The 15,459-nt window shown below is 42.6% G+C and carries 15 protein-coding genes; 12 read left to right on the top strand and 3 right to left on the bottom strand.

Translation table 11 applies throughout. The features are described 5' to 3' along the window. Positions 1–27 precede the first annotated feature (27 nt). Together FHG64_RS08165 and FHG64_RS08160 are read right to left on the bottom strand one after the other, a co-directional pair. Positions 28–1,125, bottom strand: a complete 1,098-nt coding sequence (locus tag FHG64_RS08165; protein WP_139065938.1) for an alkene reductase — start codon at positions 1,123–1,125, stop codon at positions 28–30. A gap of 131 nt (positions 1,126–1,256) precedes the next feature. Next, positions 1,257–1,742: a carboxymuconolactone decarboxylase family protein gene (locus FHG64_RS08160; RefSeq protein ID WP_218937566.1), complete on the bottom strand. Its 486-nt coding sequence runs from the start codon at positions 1,740–1,742 to the stop codon at positions 1,257–1,259. A 237-nt stretch (positions 1,743–1,979) separates the two neighbouring features. Between FHG64_RS08160 and FHG64_RS08155 the strand changes: the two genes are divergently transcribed. From FHG64_RS08155 to FHG64_RS08100, 12 genes are all read left to right on the top strand, one after another. After that, complete coding sequence (locus FHG64_RS08155; RefSeq protein WP_139065937.1) at positions 1,980–2,921, top strand: ribose-phosphate pyrophosphokinase; 942 nt, start codon at positions 1,980–1,982, stop codon at positions 2,919–2,921. Positions 2,922–3,365: 444 nt separating this feature from the next. Next, positions 3,366–4,025 (top strand): 50S ribosomal protein L25/general stress protein Ctc, encoded by a 660-nt coding sequence (locus FHG64_RS08150; RefSeq protein ID WP_139065936.1) that lies wholly within the window; start codon positions 3,366–3,368, stop codon positions 4,023–4,025. A 436-nt stretch (positions 4,026–4,461) separates the two neighbouring features. Then, the gene (pth, locus tag FHG64_RS08145; RefSeq protein ID WP_139065935.1) at positions 4,462–5,088 is read left to right on the top strand and encodes an aminoacyl-tRNA hydrolase; all 627 of its coding nucleotides are present in this window, start codon (positions 4,462–4,464) and stop codon (positions 5,086–5,088) included. 6 nt (positions 5,089–5,094) lie between these two features. Further along, positions 5,095–6,033, top strand: coding sequence for a bifunctional riboflavin kinase/FAD synthetase (locus FHG64_RS08140; RefSeq protein WP_139065934.1), 939 nt, complete (start codon positions 5,095–5,097; stop codon positions 6,031–6,033). After that, positions 6,023–7,342, top strand: coding sequence for an HTTM domain-containing protein (locus FHG64_RS08135; protein ID WP_139065933.1), 1,320 nt, complete (start codon positions 6,023–6,025; stop codon positions 7,340–7,342). The genes FHG64_RS08140 and FHG64_RS08135 overlap by 11 nt, the downstream gene beginning before the upstream one ends. A gap of 54 nt (positions 7,343–7,396) precedes the next feature. After that, positions 7,397–8,668, top strand: coding sequence for a serine--tRNA ligase (gene serS, locus FHG64_RS08130; RefSeq protein WP_139065932.1), 1,272 nt, complete (start codon positions 7,397–7,399; stop codon positions 8,666–8,668). Between the two features lie 45 nt (positions 8,669–8,713). Continuing rightward, complete coding sequence (locus FHG64_RS08125; protein ID WP_139065931.1) at positions 8,714–10,498, top strand: tetratricopeptide repeat protein; 1,785 nt, start codon at positions 8,714–8,716, stop codon at positions 10,496–10,498. A 322-nt stretch (positions 10,499–10,820) separates the two neighbouring features. Continuing rightward, positions 10,821–11,135, top strand: coding sequence for a DUF4286 family protein (locus FHG64_RS08120; RefSeq protein WP_139065930.1), 315 nt, complete (start codon positions 10,821–10,823; stop codon positions 11,133–11,135). Positions 11,136–11,199: 64 nt separating this feature from the next. Next, positions 11,200–12,033, top strand: a complete 834-nt coding sequence (gene rsmA, locus FHG64_RS08115; RefSeq protein WP_139065929.1) for a 16S rRNA (adenine(1518)-N(6)/adenine(1519)-N(6))-dimethyltransferase RsmA — start codon at positions 11,200–11,202, stop codon at positions 12,031–12,033. After that, complete coding sequence (mgtE, locus tag FHG64_RS08110) at positions 12,017–13,369, top strand: magnesium transporter (RefSeq protein ID WP_139065928.1); 1,353 nt, start codon at positions 12,017–12,019, stop codon at positions 13,367–13,369. The genes rsmA and mgtE overlap by 17 nt, the downstream gene beginning before the upstream one ends. 32 nt (positions 13,370–13,401) lie before the next feature. After that, entirely contained in the window at positions 13,402–13,767 is a 366-nt protein-coding gene (locus FHG64_RS08105; protein WP_139065927.1) for a cupin domain-containing protein, read from the top strand. Positions 13,768–13,772: 5 nt separating this feature from the next. After that, on the top strand, positions 13,773–14,723 hold the full coding sequence (locus FHG64_RS08100; RefSeq protein ID WP_139065926.1) for a 2-hydroxyacid dehydrogenase: 951 nt from the start codon (positions 13,773–13,775) through the stop codon (positions 14,721–14,723). A 538-nt stretch (positions 14,724–15,261) separates the two neighbouring features. On the opposite strand, the gene FHG64_RS08095 is transcribed toward FHG64_RS08100, so the two are convergent. Next, on the bottom strand, positions 15,262–15,459 hold the full coding sequence (locus FHG64_RS08095) for a YwbE family protein (protein WP_139065925.1): 198 nt from the start codon (positions 15,457–15,459) through the stop codon (positions 15,262–15,264).

Here is a 15,459-nt window from a genome sequence, read left to right as displayed (position 1 = left end):
AAGGGTTTTTGTTAAAAGGACTCTATGCTACTTATTTGCTGTCAATTCCCATTCCTCGTGAAAAGGATAGTCTGTATATCCTTTTTCGCCCGGGGTATAGAAGGTGTCATAATCTGGTTCGTTAAGCTCTAGATTATTCTCGAACCTGTAGACCAGGTCTGGATTGGCCAAAAATGTACGGCCAAATGATACCAGGTCGGTTTTGTTTTCTGTAATGCTTTTTTCAGCCTCCTCTTTGGTAAATCCGCCATTCATTATAAGGGTGTTTTCAAATATTTCCCTCATTTGGCTGAATATATTTTTAGCAACATCTGGCGATCCCAGGGCTGAGTTGTCTACCAGATGCAGGTATGCCAGATCATATTTGTTAAGCTTTTTTGTAAGATGTAGGAACTGTTCCTCCAGGCCTTCAAAAATTTCTGTTCCGTTAAATGCACTGTAAGGAGATAATCTAATGCCCACTTTTTCGCTGCCAATTGCCCCGGTGACCTTTTCAATTACCTCAAGGGTGAATTTGCACCTGTTTTCCTTAGTTCCGCCATATTCGTCGGTTCGCTTATTGGTCGCAGTGTTTAGGAATTGGTCTGCCAGGTATCCGTTGGCAGAATGTACTTCCACTCCGTCAAAACCTGCTTCGATTGCATTCAAACTGGCCTGGACGAATTCTTCCTGAGCTTCCTTAATTTCCTCTTTTGTCATTGCCCTTGGTACGGGATATGGTTGCGGGCCATGCTGGTCTGTGTACATTTCTCCTTCCAGGGCTATTGCTGAAGGGGCGAGGATATCAGCTTTTTCTTCCATATTATATTGATGGGAGACCCTTCCTGTATGCATAATTTGAAGAAAAATCTTTCCGCCCTCCTTATGAACTGCCGTGGTGATCTTTTTCCAGCCTGCAATTTGCTTAGCTGTGTAAATTCCGGGAATACGTGCATATCCAAGTCCGTTTGGTGAAGGTGCTGTTCCTTCTGAAATAATAAGCCCGGCTTGTGCTCTTTGGGTATAATATTCCAGCATTAGGTCATTAGGAACATTATTGGTAGCCCTGGCCCGGGTTAGGGGTGCCATTATTACACGGTTGTTAAGTTTTAATTCCTTCAGATTATAGGTGGTCAATAAATTCATAGTTGTTTCTTTAATTTTTTAGTAAATCTTTTAAGGTTAATGGTGTTGCCTTATAATTTATTTTCTGCAAAAGCCTCGTCGATTTCTGTATGAAAAATATGGTTTGAATAATTGCTGATAGTTTTTACAGCCTATGCCAGGATAATTGCAAGGATCTGTTTTTCGGTATACCCTGCATCCAGAAATTTTTGAGCTTGTTGAGGTGTTGGATTTCCCCGGCTTTCATTCATTGCTTTTGTAAATTCATGCAGTGATCTTAATTTCTTATCCTCAATTTGTTTTCCTCCTCTAATTGCTTCAATGACATCTTCAGGGGTTTTTGAAACATTTTCAGCTATATAGCTATGGGCTGCGGTGCAATATCCACAGGAATTGGCTATGCTAATAGTTAAAAGCACCACTTCCTGCTCTGCAGGCGTGAATTCGCTTTCTTCCCTGAATTTGTGATAACCTGTATCATAGGTTTCCTGAAGCCCAGGAAGGTTTACCATATTTTTATACATATTCGGGATCATCCCGTTGGCTTTTTTTGCTCTTTGCAGGATCTCCTGTTGTGTGGGACCTGCATTTTCCATTTCTACTGGTTTTAAACCTATTTGATATGTGTTATTCGACATAATTTAATTTTTAAAATATTCTATGTGTTTGGACGGGTAAGGGTATTTCAAATTACCTGTGTTAACAAAGGTTTGTGAGTGGTTCATCTTTATTTATTCCAATGCATAGGAAAGGGTTTCCCTAAGGGAGGATTTTTAAATTAACTAATCGGGTAATATAGGAGTTGATTAGAATAAATTTCTAAATTTGGGGCACACAACAAAAAGCCACATAAACAACCCTCAAAACAACACAACATGCCAAATGTAATTACAGATGCCAAGATCTTTACCTGTAACCAAAGCAGGGAACTATCAGAAAAGATAGCGCAGGCCTACGGTGCCCCTCTTGGAAACGTGATCACCAGCACATATAGTGATGGAGAATTCCAGCCCTCATTTGAAGAATCTGTACGGGGGTCCCGTGTATTCATTATAGGCTCAACCCATCCTGGAAGTGACCATTTAATGGAGCTACTTCTTATGCTGGATGCTGCAAAGCGTGCATCGGCAAGGCACATTACTGCTGTAATTCCTTATTTTGGCTGGGCGAGACAGGACCGTAAGGATAAGCCCAGGGTTCCAATTGCCGCAAAAATGATCGCAAGTATCCTTGAAACTGCAGGAGCCACAAGGATCATAACTATGGATTTGCATGCCGACCAGATACAGGGCTTTTTTGAAAAACCGGTAGATCATCTCTATGCCTCCACGGTTTTCCTGCCATACCTAAAAAGCCTGAATCTTGATAATCTTACCATCGCATCGCCAGATATGGGAGGTTCCAAGAGAGCCTATGCATATTCCAAAGCCCTGGAAAGCGATGTGGTAATTTGTTACAAGCAACGTGCTAAAGCAAATGTCATCTCTCACATGGAGCTTATTGGTGATGTAACAGGGAAAAATGTAGTGCTTGTGGATGATATGGTTGATACGGCCGGTACCCTTACTGCTGCTGCAGATCTTATGATGGACCGTGGTGCTATAAGTGTACGCGCCATTTGTACCCATCCAATTCTCTCCGGAAAGGCTTATGAGAAAATTGAAAACTCAAAACTTCAGGAGCTTATCGTAACAGATTCAATCCCATTAAAACAGGAAAGCCGAAAAATAAGAGTAGTAAGCTGCGCCGATCTTTTTGCTGAGGTTATGCAAAGAGTACATCAAAACAGGTCTATTAGTTCGAAGTTTATTATGTAGGGTTATCGGTTGTCGGTTACCGGTTGTCGGTTGAGAAAAAGTGGAGAGTGGAGAGAGGAGAGTGGAAAGTCTGGACGTGAAAAAAGTAGACGGTGGGCAGAGGACAGAATTTTTTGCGACGTCTTGTTTCTTGTTTCTTGTCTCTTGATTCTTTTAAAGACTCCGTGCAACTCCTTTATCAACTCATTTTAAACTCTGTGGTTAAGGAAAAAATTAAACTCGAATAACGAGAAATTATCCTGCACAGAAAATTTAACCATAACACAAAACACCAAAAAAACGAATGAGCGTCTCTCGAATCAACGAATTAACCATCCATTACTCATAAATAAAAACGGTAAACAGAAAACGGAAAACGCGAGAGCAGCGAGCTGTAATTATTTCTCCCCCAGGGTTTCATAAAACAAAAATATATCGCACCTTTGCAGCCTAAAATTTTTAACAATGAAATCACTAACGATCAAAGGATCTAAAAGAGAAAGCGTAGGGAAACGTTCCACGAAAGACCTACGTAATGCTGGAAAGGTTCCTTGCGTACTATACGGAGGGGGCGAGCCATTACACTTTGCAGCAGATGAGATTGCCTTCAAAGACCTCGTGTATACTCCTGATGTACATACAGTGGTTCTGGAATTGGGTAACGGAGACAAATTTGATGCTGTACTACAGGACATCCAATTTCACCCGGTAACCGATAATATCCTACACATGGATTTCTACCAGATCTTTGAAGACAAAGAAATTACTATGGAAATCCCTGTACACACTAAAGGTGTTGCGCGTGGGGTTAAAAATGGTGGGGTTTTACGTTACAACCTGCGTAGGGTAAGAGTTAAAGGTCTTCCACAAAATCTTCCAGATTTTATCGAAGCCGATGTTACCAACCTAAGAATTGGAAACAAACTTTATGTTACAGCGGTACAAAGCGATGACTATACCATCCAGCATCCTGATAACACGGTTATTTGCCAGGTGAAAACTTCACGTAACATCATAGCAGATACTGAAGATGAGGAAGAAGAAGTAGCAGCAGATGAAGTTCCTGCAACTGAAGCTTCAGCTGAAGGGAATCCTCAGGAAGGTGCAACAGACGCTAAAGAATAGAACTTTATTTTTTATAATCTCAAACATCCCGGTCCAAAAGGCCGGGATGTTTTTGTTTGTGGCTTTTTTTTCACAATTGTCAAAAGAATCAAGAGACAAGAACCAAGAGGCAAGACTTGACTGTAGTTCCATTAGCTAACTTGCGCGACAAATTCCCACACCATCCTAATTAGACAGGTTGTGAACGCAGAAGTGATATAATGCGTCCCTACATTTTCTCTTCTCTTTACTCTCTGCTCTTTTTTCTATGTCTTGTTTCTTCATTCCTGGTCCTGTTTTTTGGTTAACTCATCCAGATCCGGGTAAAAAGGTAGACCTGACATGTCACATCTCTACAATTTTCTTCGTCCTGGTTCTTGTCTCTTGATTCTTGGTTCTTGTCCAAAAAGAATGTGGGAAAAACCATTTTAATTTTATCTTTACCAAAACTTAATTCATGCTGGCATTCTTCGGAAGAATATTAGGCAAAAAACAAGCAGAGGAACAGGTAGATCCAATGAAAAAATTTTTGATAGTGGGACTGGGGAATATTGGGCCCAAATACCATCACACAAGGCATAATATAGGTTTTAAGGTTGTTGACCATATAGCAGAAAAGGAAGAAGTCAGCTTCAGCACAGAAAAACTGGGAGATGTGGCTAGTTTCAGGTTTAAAGGTCGCACATTTATACTTCTTAAACCTTCCACTTATATGAACCTAAGCGGGAAGGCTGTGAACTACTGGCTTACAAAAGAAAAAGTACCCATAGAAAATTTGCTGGTGATCACCGATGATCTAAATCTTCCATTTGGAACTATAAGGGTGAAGACAAAAGGAAGTGACGGGGGACATAATGGTTTGAAGGACATTCAAACCCAATTAAACACCACAAATTACAACAGGTTTCGTTTTGGAATAAGCGATGAATTTTCAAAAGGAAGACAGGTAGACTATGTGTTGGGCGAATGGGAAGAAGAAGAATTAAAGCAAATGCCGGAGCGATTGGATAAGGCAGTGGAAGTTGTGAAATCCTTTGGTACATCCGGGATCAACAACACAATGAATACTTTTAACGGTAAATAGAATCTCTTGAAAGAACATAAAGGAGCTAATGCTTTTCAAAGCGATCATGGTACAGTGATCACTATAGGGACATTTGATGGGGTACATGCAGGCCACCAGAAGATCATAGAACGGCTTGTGGCTACTGCAAGGATGAGCGAAATGGAATCGGCGATCCTCACTTTCTTTCCACATCCTCGCATGGTGCTGCAAAAAGAAAGCGGTATAAAACTTATAAATACAATTGAGGAACGCAAACAGATCCTCGAAAAGAGTGGGATAGACCACCTGGTCATACATCCTTTTACGCATCAATTCTCCCGCCTTACGGCCCTGGAATTTGTGCGCGATATCCTGGTAAATAAATTGAAAGCAAAAAAGGTGATCATAGGATATGATCACAGGTTTGGCCGCAATCGTACAGCCGATATCAATACGCTGCGGGAATATGGAGAAAGATTCGGCTTTGATGTGGAAGAGATAAGCCAGCAGGACGTGGAGGATGTGGCGGTGAGCTCTACCAAAATTCGGAAAGCATTGATGGAAGGACGAGTAGAACGGGCCAATAATTACCTGCAACACCCATTTTCTCTTACCGGTATTGTGGTAAAGGGTAAGGGACTTGGCCGGGATTTTGGTTATCCCACAGCCAATCTGCATATTGAAGAAGATTACAAGCTCATTCCAAAAAATGGTGTGTACGTGGTACGTGCGGTGATAGATGCGGTTCCTTACTATGGTATGATGAATATTGGCACAAATCCAACAGTTGGCGGGAAAGAGGTTACCATTGAAACTTATTTCTTTTTACTGGATAAGGATCTCTACGGAAAAAAATTGCAAATTGAAATGCTCACCAGGATAAGGGATGAGAAGAAGTTTGATACTGTAGAAGCCTTAAAACGAGCCATGAAACAGGATGAAGCCTTTTCTGAACAATATATAAGAGATAATTATGCTGAATAAGTGGCTATTCACCCGAATTGATAACAGCGCCCTGGTGGTGTTCAGGATCATGTTCGGGTTTCTTATAGCTATTGAGGCATTTGGGGCCATTGCCACCGGCTGGATTCGCCGCACCCTAATGGAGCCGCAGGAAACCTTCAATTTTATCGGGTTCGATTTCCTGCAGCCTTTGCCGGGTGAGGGCATGTTATATTATTACGGCCTTATGGGGCTTTTTGGGGTGCTGGTGATGGTAGGTTATAAGTACCGGCTAAGTATAATCGCTTACGGTCTCATGTGGGCCGGCGTTTACCTTATGCAGAAGTCTTCCTATAACAATCACTACTATCTATTGATGCTCCTGTGTATTATCATGGCGCTTCTACCCGCAAATCGGCATATTTCTCTTGATGCAAAGCTCAAATCCTCAATTCGTGACATTTCAATGCCGCGTTGGGTGTGGGTGGCTATAGTGTTGCAAATGTGGATCGTCTATACTTACGCGGCTATAGCAAAGTTGTACCCAGACTGGTTTAATGCTACGTTCCCGGAGCTGCTTATGTATTCCAAAAGGAATTACTGGCTGGTGGGGGATTTCCTGCAACAAAGCTGGGTGCATTATACCATCGCCTGGTTTGGATTCCTTTTTGATCTCCTCATCATTCCGGCACTGTTGTGGAGAAAGACCCGCGTCCCGGCATTTCTGGCAGCGATCTTTTTTCACCTTTTCAATAGTTTCATATTCCATATCGGGATCTTTCCTTACCTGGCTTTAGCCCTTGCGGTTTTCTTTTTTCCTTCGCGCAGGATCAACCAGATCTTTTTGAGGGGCAGAAAACCGTATTATGAAGCAGGGGAAGTGGTGGTGCCTTCATATAGAAAACCTTTGCTTGTATTTTTTTCTGTTTGGTTTATCGTCCAGATAGCCCTGCCCTTAAGGCATCACTTCTTCCAGGATAATGTTTTATGGACAGAAGAAGGCCATCGTTTAAGCTGGAGGATGATGCTGCGTAGTAAAGGTGGGGACAGTACTTTTAAAGTGGTAGAAAAAGGAACTACAGATACCATCTATGTGGATAAAAATAACTACTTAAGCAATAAACAATTAAGGGCTATTAACTCCAAGCCAGATATGTTATGGCAGTTTGCCCAGCGCCTTAAAAGGGAATATGCTGCACAGGGCAGGGATGTGCAGGTTTTTGTAGATGCACGGGTAAGGGTAAATGGAAGGCCGTCCCAACAGTTTATAGATCCAAAAGTAGATCTGGCAGCCGAGAAATGGCAGCATTTTAAGCATCATGACTGGATTTTACCCTCCAATTTAGACTGATATTTTTACCGGCTTTTGCTACATTTGTGGCACATTTAAAACCACACCGTACTTATGTTACAGGTTAGCAATATTCGAGCAAATAAAGAAGCGTATATAAACGCCCTTAAAAAAAGAAATTTTGAAGCTGAAGGGATTCTTGAGGAAGTCCTGCAGCTGGACGAAACCCGCCGCTCTACCCAAACTCAACTGGATGAAACTTTAGCTGAAGCTAACCAGCTTTCCAAAGAAATTGGCCTCCTGTTTAAGACCGGGGAGCATATGAAAGCAGGGGTGCTTAAGGAGAAGTCGGCTAAGCTGAAGGAGTCTTCAAAAACTCTTTCAGAAACCCTCAATGATACAATCCTAAAACTGGATCAACTACTTTATACAATCCCGAATGTGCCGCATGACTCTGTTCCTGCAGGTGTTTCAGAAGAAGATAATGAGGAAGTGTTCCAAGCGGGAGAAATCCCAACTTTAGCTGAAGGTTCCCTGCCGCATTGGGAGCTGGCAAAGAAATATGACATTATAGATTTTGAACTTGGCAACAAGATAACAGGCGCAGGTTTTCCTGTTTATAAAGGAAAAGGTTCCAGGCTGCAGCGTGCCCTGATAACCTATTTCCTTGATAAGGCAGCAGAAGCCGGTTATAAGGAATACCAGTTGCCATTACTGGTAAATGAAGCCTCAGGTTTTGGAACAGGACAACTTCCAGATAAGGAAGGGCAAATGTACCACGTTACAGAGGATGATCTTTATCTTATCCCTACTGCCGAGGTGCCAATGACAAATATGTTCAGGGATATGATGCTTACAGATGTGGATCTTCCCATTACCTGTACAGGCTATACTCCCTGTTTTAGAAGAGAGGCCGGGTCTTATGGTGCTCACGTTCGCGGGCTCAATAGATTGCACCAGTTTGACAAAGTAGAGCTGGTAAGACTGGAAAAGCCAGAGGAATCCTATGCTGCCCTTGAAGGTATGGTGGAGCATGTGAAGGATTTGCTTGAGGAACTGAAATTGCCATACAGGATACTTAGGTTATGTGGTGGTGACCTTGGGTTTACATCGGCATTGACCTATGATTTTGAAGTGTTCTCTACAGCACAGGACCGCTGGCTGGAAATAAGTTCAGTTTCCAATTTTGAGACCTTCCAGGCCAACAGGTTGAAATTAAGATATAAGGACAGCGAGGGTAAGAAGCAGCTTCTTCATACGCTTAATGGAAGTGCATTGGCTTTGCCACGTGTTTTGGCAGGTATTCTTGAGAATTATCAAACCCCACAAGGGATTAAAGTGCCTGAGGTCCTGGTGAAATACACCGGCTTTGATGTTATAGATTAACAGGATTTAAATATTAACCACAGCGCATTTTGTTATCTTTACATCATGCGCTGTTTTGTTTATATAAGCCTATGGTTACTCACATCTTCCGGAATTCTTGCCCAGAATGAACAATTGGGACAAAATTACCTGGACCAGGGGGAGTATGAAAAAGCGCTAAAGACCTATCAACAACTCTACCGGGAGAACCCGGGGAATTCCACTTATTTTTACGGGCTTGTTACCTCCCACCAGGAACTGGAGGATTTTTCTTCAGCTGAAGCACTGCTGAAAGATCGCCTTCAAAAGACTCTTCAAAATCCAAATGTTTATGTAGAACTGGGGCATAACGCCAACCTTCAGCAGAAAAAAGAGGAAGCCGCTTCCTGGTTCGATCAGGCTATTGATTTGCTGAAGGAGAAACCAAATTACACGTATTCCGTAGCCCGTACTTTTGAAAAATACAGTCTGCTGGATTATGCCATTCTTGCCTACCGCACCGGGATGGATGAAAATCCCAAACAAAAATTTCACCTGCAGCTGGCAAGATTATATGGGGAGCAGGGAAAACTGGAACAAATGTTCACCTCCTACCTTGATCTTATGGAAAGGGAGCCGGAGATAAGTTACAATCTTGTACGGGAATTTGACAGATATATTACAGATGATGCTGCCAGCCCTGCCAATAATGCGCTTAGAAAATTACTGCTGCAGCGCCTGCAAAAGAATCCAGACCTTGTTTACAATGAGATGCTGGCCTGGCTTTTCTCGCAACAAAAGGAATTCAACAGGGCCTTTGCCCAGGAAAAGGCGATCTATCGCCGTAACAATAATGACCTGCAAAGGATCATACAACTTACAGTAATGGCCAGGGCAGAAGGTGACCTGGAAACCGCCAAGGATATTGTTTCCTTCATAATTGAGGAATCACCATCTCCAAACATTCTTTTGCAGGCAAATCAACTGCTGCTGGATATGAAGATCGCCACGGCCGCTAAAAACGAATTTTCTGCAATTAAAAAAGATTTTGAAAAACTTTTTGAACAATATGGTTATGGTCGTGAAACCCTCTCGCTACAGGTGGATTTTGCCAATTTTCTTTCATTTCAACTAAATGAAACAGGGCAGGCCGTGGCAATTCTTGATAAACTTTCGGGACAAAACCTTTCAGACTTTGAGCAGGCAAGGGTAAAAATGACCTTAGGGGATGTACTGGTGATGGAAGAGAAGTTTAATAGGGCTCTCATATTTTATTCCCAGGTGCAAAACCTGGTGAAGAATGATGAGATCGCACAGGAGGCTCGCTTTAAGGTGGCAAGAACTAGTTACTTTAAAGGGGATTTTGAATGGGCCAAGACGCAGCTGGATGTACTAAAGGCATCCTCTACCCAGCTTATAGCCAATGATGCGCTGGAATTAAGTCTTTTGATCCAGGATAACAGTGTAGAGGACAGCCTGCAAACAGCACTTAAAAAATTTGCAAGGGCAGACCTGCTGGCGTTTCAGAATAAGAACAAAGAAGCCATCGCCTTGCTTGATGAGATCCTGCAGGAGCATCCCGCTGAAAAAATTGAGGATGAAGCCCTGTTAAAACAAGCCGAACTTTTTGAGGCCGAGGAAAACTGGACCAATGCCGAAGCCAATTATTTAAAGATCCTGCAATACCATTACGAGGATATCCTGGCAGATAATGCCACCTGGCGCCTGGCAGAGCTATATAATAACCACCTGAACAATCCCGAAAAAGCAAAGGACTATTACGAGGAGATCATTTTTAATTTTCCCGCCAGTATTTATTTTGTAGATGCGAGGAGAAATTTCAGGCAGTTGAGGGGAGATGCTATTGAGTAGTGAGAAATGAGTATTGAGTATTGAGAAAATAGAGAATAGAGGTAAGAGAAGAGACAGGATGGGGGAAAAGAGTTATGAGTTATGAGTTATGAAAAATATCCAGGAAATTATGATTTGATAAAAAACTCAAGATAAAAAACAGACCGAAAAAGTGCTTACAAGCCTTTTATTATAAAAAGAAAGTCTAACAGCGTAGCGGTCTAGTTTCTATATTCCACCAGCGCAGCGGTCTTTTTTTTAACCTACAACTGACAACCGAAAACTGTCAAACCGAAAACCGACAACCGATAACTGACAACCGACAACCGATAACCGAAAGAAAATGTACATCTACAACGTAACAACAAATATCCAGGAAGATATCCACGAGGAGTGGCTGGAATGGATGCAGAATGAGCATATTCCAGAAATGCTGCTAACCAAAAAATTCACCAAAGCCTTAATGAGCAGGGTGGTGGTAAAGGAGCCTATGGGAGGTATCACATACTCAGTTCAATATACCTGCATCAACAAGGAAATGTTGGAAAAATATTATGAGGAGGATGCGGCACAACTGCGTTCGAGAAGTAAAGCCTTTGAGGGTAAAATGGTAGCTTTTCGCACCGAACTGGAGGTGGTAAACGAGCAAAAGGAATAACCTGTTTGCTTTAGATTTACCTATTCCTACTAAGCCGGAAAATTCCCGGGTCAAAAAACATTAAATGAAAAAGAACAAAGGAAAATATTCCCCCCAGCATACCCCTGCTAATGATGGTGAGGTGCGTGCGAAAAAACACCTCGGCCAGCATTTTCTTACCGATGAATCTGTTGCCGAAAAAATAGCCGACTCCCTTACCTGGGAAGGTTATGAGAATGTGCTGGAAATTGGCCCTGGTATGGGTGTACTCACAAAATACCTTCTCAAAAAAGGAGTGAATTTGCACGTGATCGAGATTGACCGGGATAGTGTTGCATATCTTGATGAAAATTACCCAACATTGGAAGGGAAGGTCCACCAGGAGGATTTCTTAAAGTATGATTTGAGGAAAATTTTTCCTGAAGGTCCCTACGCGATCATCGGAAATTTTCCATATAATATTTCTACACAAATAGTTTTCAAAACACTTGAGAATAGAGAAGAAATTCCCGAATTTGCAGGCATGTTCCAAAAGGAGGTTGCACAGAGGATCGCCGCCCCTCATGGGAACAAAACCTATGGCATCCTGAGTGTGCTTACTCAGGCATTTTATGAAGTAACCTACTTACTCACCGTTCCCCCTGCGGTGTTTAATCCGCCGCCAAAAGTTGAGAGCGGAGTAATACGTTTGACCAGAAAAGAAGATTATAGTCTTCCCTGTGATGAGGCGCTTTTCTTCAGGGTGGTTAAAACTGCCTTTCAGCAAAGACGCAAGACTCTTAGAAATAGCTTAAAGATCTTCCAGTTACCAGATAATTTGCGTGAAGATGCTATCTTTGGACAGCGACCTGAACAGCTTAGCACAGAACAATTTATTGAACTTACACTAAAAATTGAGCCATATGCAATTTCAACTTAGTGATGAATTAATCGAGAAGATAGAATACCTCATTGAACAAAAGAACGATGAGGAACTGCTATTGCATCTTGAGGATATTCACCATGCCGATATTGCAGAGATCCTTACCGAACTGGAACTGGATGAGGCTACCTATATCATAAAGTTACTCGACAGCGACAAAACCTCTGAGGCTCTTATGGAGCTGGAGGAGGGTGTAAGGGAACGAATTCTCGATAATCTTTCTCCTAAAGAAATAGCCGAGGAGCTTGAGAATATGGATACCGATGATGCGGCCGATATCATCGCAGAACTTTCTGAAGAAAGACAACAGGAAGTAATTTCCCAGATCATTGATGAGGAGCATGCAGATAATATTGTGGAGCTGCTGCGCTACGATGAAAATTCTGCCGGTGGTCTTATGGCGAAGGAGCTTGTAAAGGTGAACGAGAACTGGAGTGTTACCAATTGTATGAGTGAGATGCGGGCCCAGGCAGAAAATGTTACCCGGGTGCACTCGATCTATGTGGTAGATGACAGGAATAAGCTTAAAGGAAGATTATCATTAAAAGACCTTCTTACCGCAAGGAGTAATGCACATATACGGGATGTTTACATCCCGCAGGTAGATTATGTGAATGTACACACCCCCGGGGATGAAGTAGCAAGGGTGATGCAAAAATATGACCTGGAGGCGATCCCGGTGGTTGATGAAATGGGCCGGCTGGTAGGCCGGGTTACCATTGATGATATCGTAGATTTTATAAGGGAAGAAGCGGAGAAGGATTACCAAATGGCTGCAGGTATTTCTGAAGGTGTGGAGGCAGATGACAGTATTATGAAACACACCCGCGCCCGCCTGCCCTGGCTGGTGCTTGCACTCCTTGGCGGATTTATAAGTGTTACTGTCCTTGGAACCTTTGAGGATGCAATGGAGAAATATGGTGCTCTGTTCTTCTTTGTCCCCTTGATCGCGGCAATGGCAGGAAATGTAGGAGTCCAATCATCTGCCATCGTATTGCAGGGTCTTGCCAATAATACCCTTCGGGGTTCTCTAATGAAACGCCTTATTAAGGAGGTGGGGCTAAGCCTGCTCAACGGGGTGGTACTTGCTATAATGCTAGCTTTGGGAGGTACATTTTTATTAGGCTTTGATTATATCTATGGTGTGACTGTGGGGATCTCTCTTGTTTCAGTTATTGTGATAGCTTCATTAATAGGAACCTTTGTGCCCATTATACTTGATAGGCAGGGTATAGATCCCGCAATGGCCACCGGCCCCTTTATAACCACAAGTAATGATATCTTCGGGATACTTATCTATTTCTCAATAGCAAAAGCCATTCTCGGTTTCTAGTAGAGTTAACCTAAATGTTTTAAACCTTAGTTGTGAACGCTATCAACCTTCAGCAAAAACTTAAAAAATTTAGTGATCACTGGCATCCCCGTCAAATAGCTGGAATAGATGACATGCAGGTCTTGCTGGCAAAGGTGAAAGGAGAATTTGTGTGGCATAAACACGAGAAGGAGGATGAACTCTTTCAGGTTGTGAAGGGGACGCTCTTTATTCAGTTCCGGGATCGCACAGAAGAGGTGAAGCAGGGAGAGATCATTGTTGTTCCAAAAGGTGTAGAGCATTGCCCTATGACAAAGGACGGGGAGGAGGTGCATATCATGCTTTTCGAAAAGCTTTCTGTTAAGCATACAGGCGAGGTGACAGACGAAAAAACAAGGACTACTTATCCAAAAATTTAAAGGGAATGATCATACTTCATGCAGACAGTAATCACCCATTATTATTAAAAAAGCTTGCGGAAGCGGGACATCATAATATTGAAGCTTATGACCAGTCTATGGAACAGATCCTGGAGAACCAGCATCTGTATGACGGGATTGTAATAAGAAGCAGATTTGATATTGGGAGAAGTTTTCTGGATGCTGCCCCTAATCTTAAATTCATTGCCCGCGTTGGGGCTGGACTTGAAAGTATAGATGTGGAATATGCTGAAGAAAGAGGGATCGCACTTTTCTCTGCTCCAGAAGGTAACCGCAATGCCGTGGCCGAACATGCGCTGGGAATGCTGCTTTCCCTGTTCAATAAGCTGAATAAAGCTGACAGGGAAGTGCGGAACGGTTACTGGAACCGGGAAGCAAATCGCGGATTGGAGCTCGACGGGAAAACAGTAGGCCTTATAGGCTATGGAAATATGGGAAAAGCCTTCGCCAAAAAACTCCGCGGATTCGAGGTTGAGGTTCTCTGTTATGACATACTAGGGGGAGTTGGAGACGATAACGCCCGGCAGGTATCTTTAGCTGAATTCTGCCAAAAGGTGGATGTGGTAAGTCTACATACCCCGTGGACTGCTGAGACGAACAAGATGATCAATGAAGAATTCATCAATTCTTTTTCCAAACCATTTTGGTTCCTTAATACCGCCCGGGGTAAAAGTGTGGTAACAGAGGATCTTGTTCAGGCCCTAATTCAGGGAAAAATCCTGGGTGCCGGCCTGGATGTGCTGGAATATGAAAAAAGCTCTTTTGAGCAGCTTTTCACAGACAAGAAAGAAATGCCCGAAGCGCTACAAGAGTTAATGCTTCTTGAAAATGTCCTCTTCAGCCCCCACGTGGCGGGGTGGACCGTTGAGTCGCATGGAAAACTCGCTACTACTATTGCAGATAAGATAATAGAGAGGTTTGGGAGGGGGGAGTAGGTTTTTTTCTTATAATCATCGAATCGAATGGCAGTCTAATCCCCTTTCATAGGACCGCTCCTTCTTTTTTGCATCGCCCAAAAAAGAAGTAAAAAAGTCTAGGCTTACGAAAGCTTCTCTAAATTTTTCATTCGGTGGCTAAATTTTAGGAACTCGCGGGATTATAAATTCTAGCGAGATTAAACCGTTTCGCTCAAACAGCCTAAAATTCTTAACGCCCCTCTCATTTCAAATTTTACGATAAGCTTTCGTAGGCCGGAAAACACCTTCTAACAAAAAAAATATTGATTCGCATTGATGATTTTCAGACGTTATCACCTCAGGCTAATAAAAAAATTTTATCAGGGTCTCAGCCTGACGGTAGCAAGAAGAGCAGGAAACAAATAAATATTCGTGCATTCGTGGCTTACAGGAAGGAATCGAGATTTCGCGAAATCCGCTTAAATCCGCGTAATCAAATTAACCTCCAGGCATCAAACCTGACCTAATCTGAATTTTACCGACTAACGACTAACGACTAACGACTAAAAACTAACGACTAGACAACCCCAACAACCTCCTGCACTCTCCCCACTTCCCCAGATTCCAATCGCACTTTTATCCCGTGAGGATGCATCGGCGATTTGGTCAGAATATCGAGGACAGTGCCCTCTGTGAGATTCCCTGTGCCCTGGTCGTGCTTTTGTACAATGAGAACTCTTGTACCGGGATGTATGTCTTTTCTGGTGGGTTTCAT

The organism is Antarcticibacterium flavum, assembly GCF_006159205.1.
GTDB classification, from domain to species: domain Bacteria; phylum Bacteroidota; class Bacteroidia; order Flavobacteriales; family Flavobacteriaceae; genus Gillisia; species Gillisia flava.
This window is presented reverse-complemented; position numbering and strand designations above follow the sequence as displayed.

Coding starts and splice junctions, on each gene's coding strand:
- FHG64_RS08165 (WP_139065938.1), bottom strand. CDS start 1,125: ATGAATTTATTGACCACCTATAATCTGAAGGAATTAAAACTTAACAAC.
- FHG64_RS08160 (WP_218937566.1), bottom strand. CDS start 1,742: ATGTCGAATAACACATATCAAATAGGTTTAAAACCAGTAGAAATGGAA.
- FHG64_RS08155 (WP_139065937.1), top strand. CDS start 1,980: ATGCCAAATGTAATTACAGATGCCAAGATCTTTACCTGTAACCAAAGC.
- FHG64_RS08150 (WP_139065936.1), top strand. CDS start 3,366: ATGAAATCACTAACGATCAAAGGATCTAAAAGAGAAAGCGTAGGGAAA.
- pth (WP_139065935.1), top strand. CDS start 4,462: ATGCTGGCATTCTTCGGAAGAATATTAGGCAAAAAACAAGCAGAGGAA.
- FHG64_RS08135 (WP_139065933.1), top strand. CDS start 6,023: ATGCTGAATAAGTGGCTATTCACCCGAATTGATAACAGCGCCCTGGTG.
- serS (WP_139065932.1), top strand. CDS start 7,397: ATGTTACAGGTTAGCAATATTCGAGCAAATAAAGAAGCGTATATAAAC.
- FHG64_RS08125 (WP_139065931.1), top strand. CDS start 8,714: ATGCGCTGTTTTGTTTATATAAGCCTATGGTTACTCACATCTTCCGGA.
- FHG64_RS08120 (WP_139065930.1), top strand. CDS start 10,821: ATGTACATCTACAACGTAACAACAAATATCCAGGAAGATATCCACGAG.
- rsmA (WP_139065929.1), top strand. CDS start 11,200: ATGAAAAAGAACAAAGGAAAATATTCCCCCCAGCATACCCCTGCTAAT.
- mgtE (WP_139065928.1), top strand. CDS start 12,017: ATGCAATTTCAACTTAGTGATGAATTAATCGAGAAGATAGAATACCTC.
- FHG64_RS08100 (WP_139065926.1), top strand. CDS start 13,773: ATGATCATACTTCATGCAGACAGTAATCACCCATTATTATTAAAAAAG.
- FHG64_RS08095 (WP_139065925.1), bottom strand. CDS start 15,459: ATGAAACCCACCAGAAAAGACATACATCCCGGTACAAGAGTTCTCATT.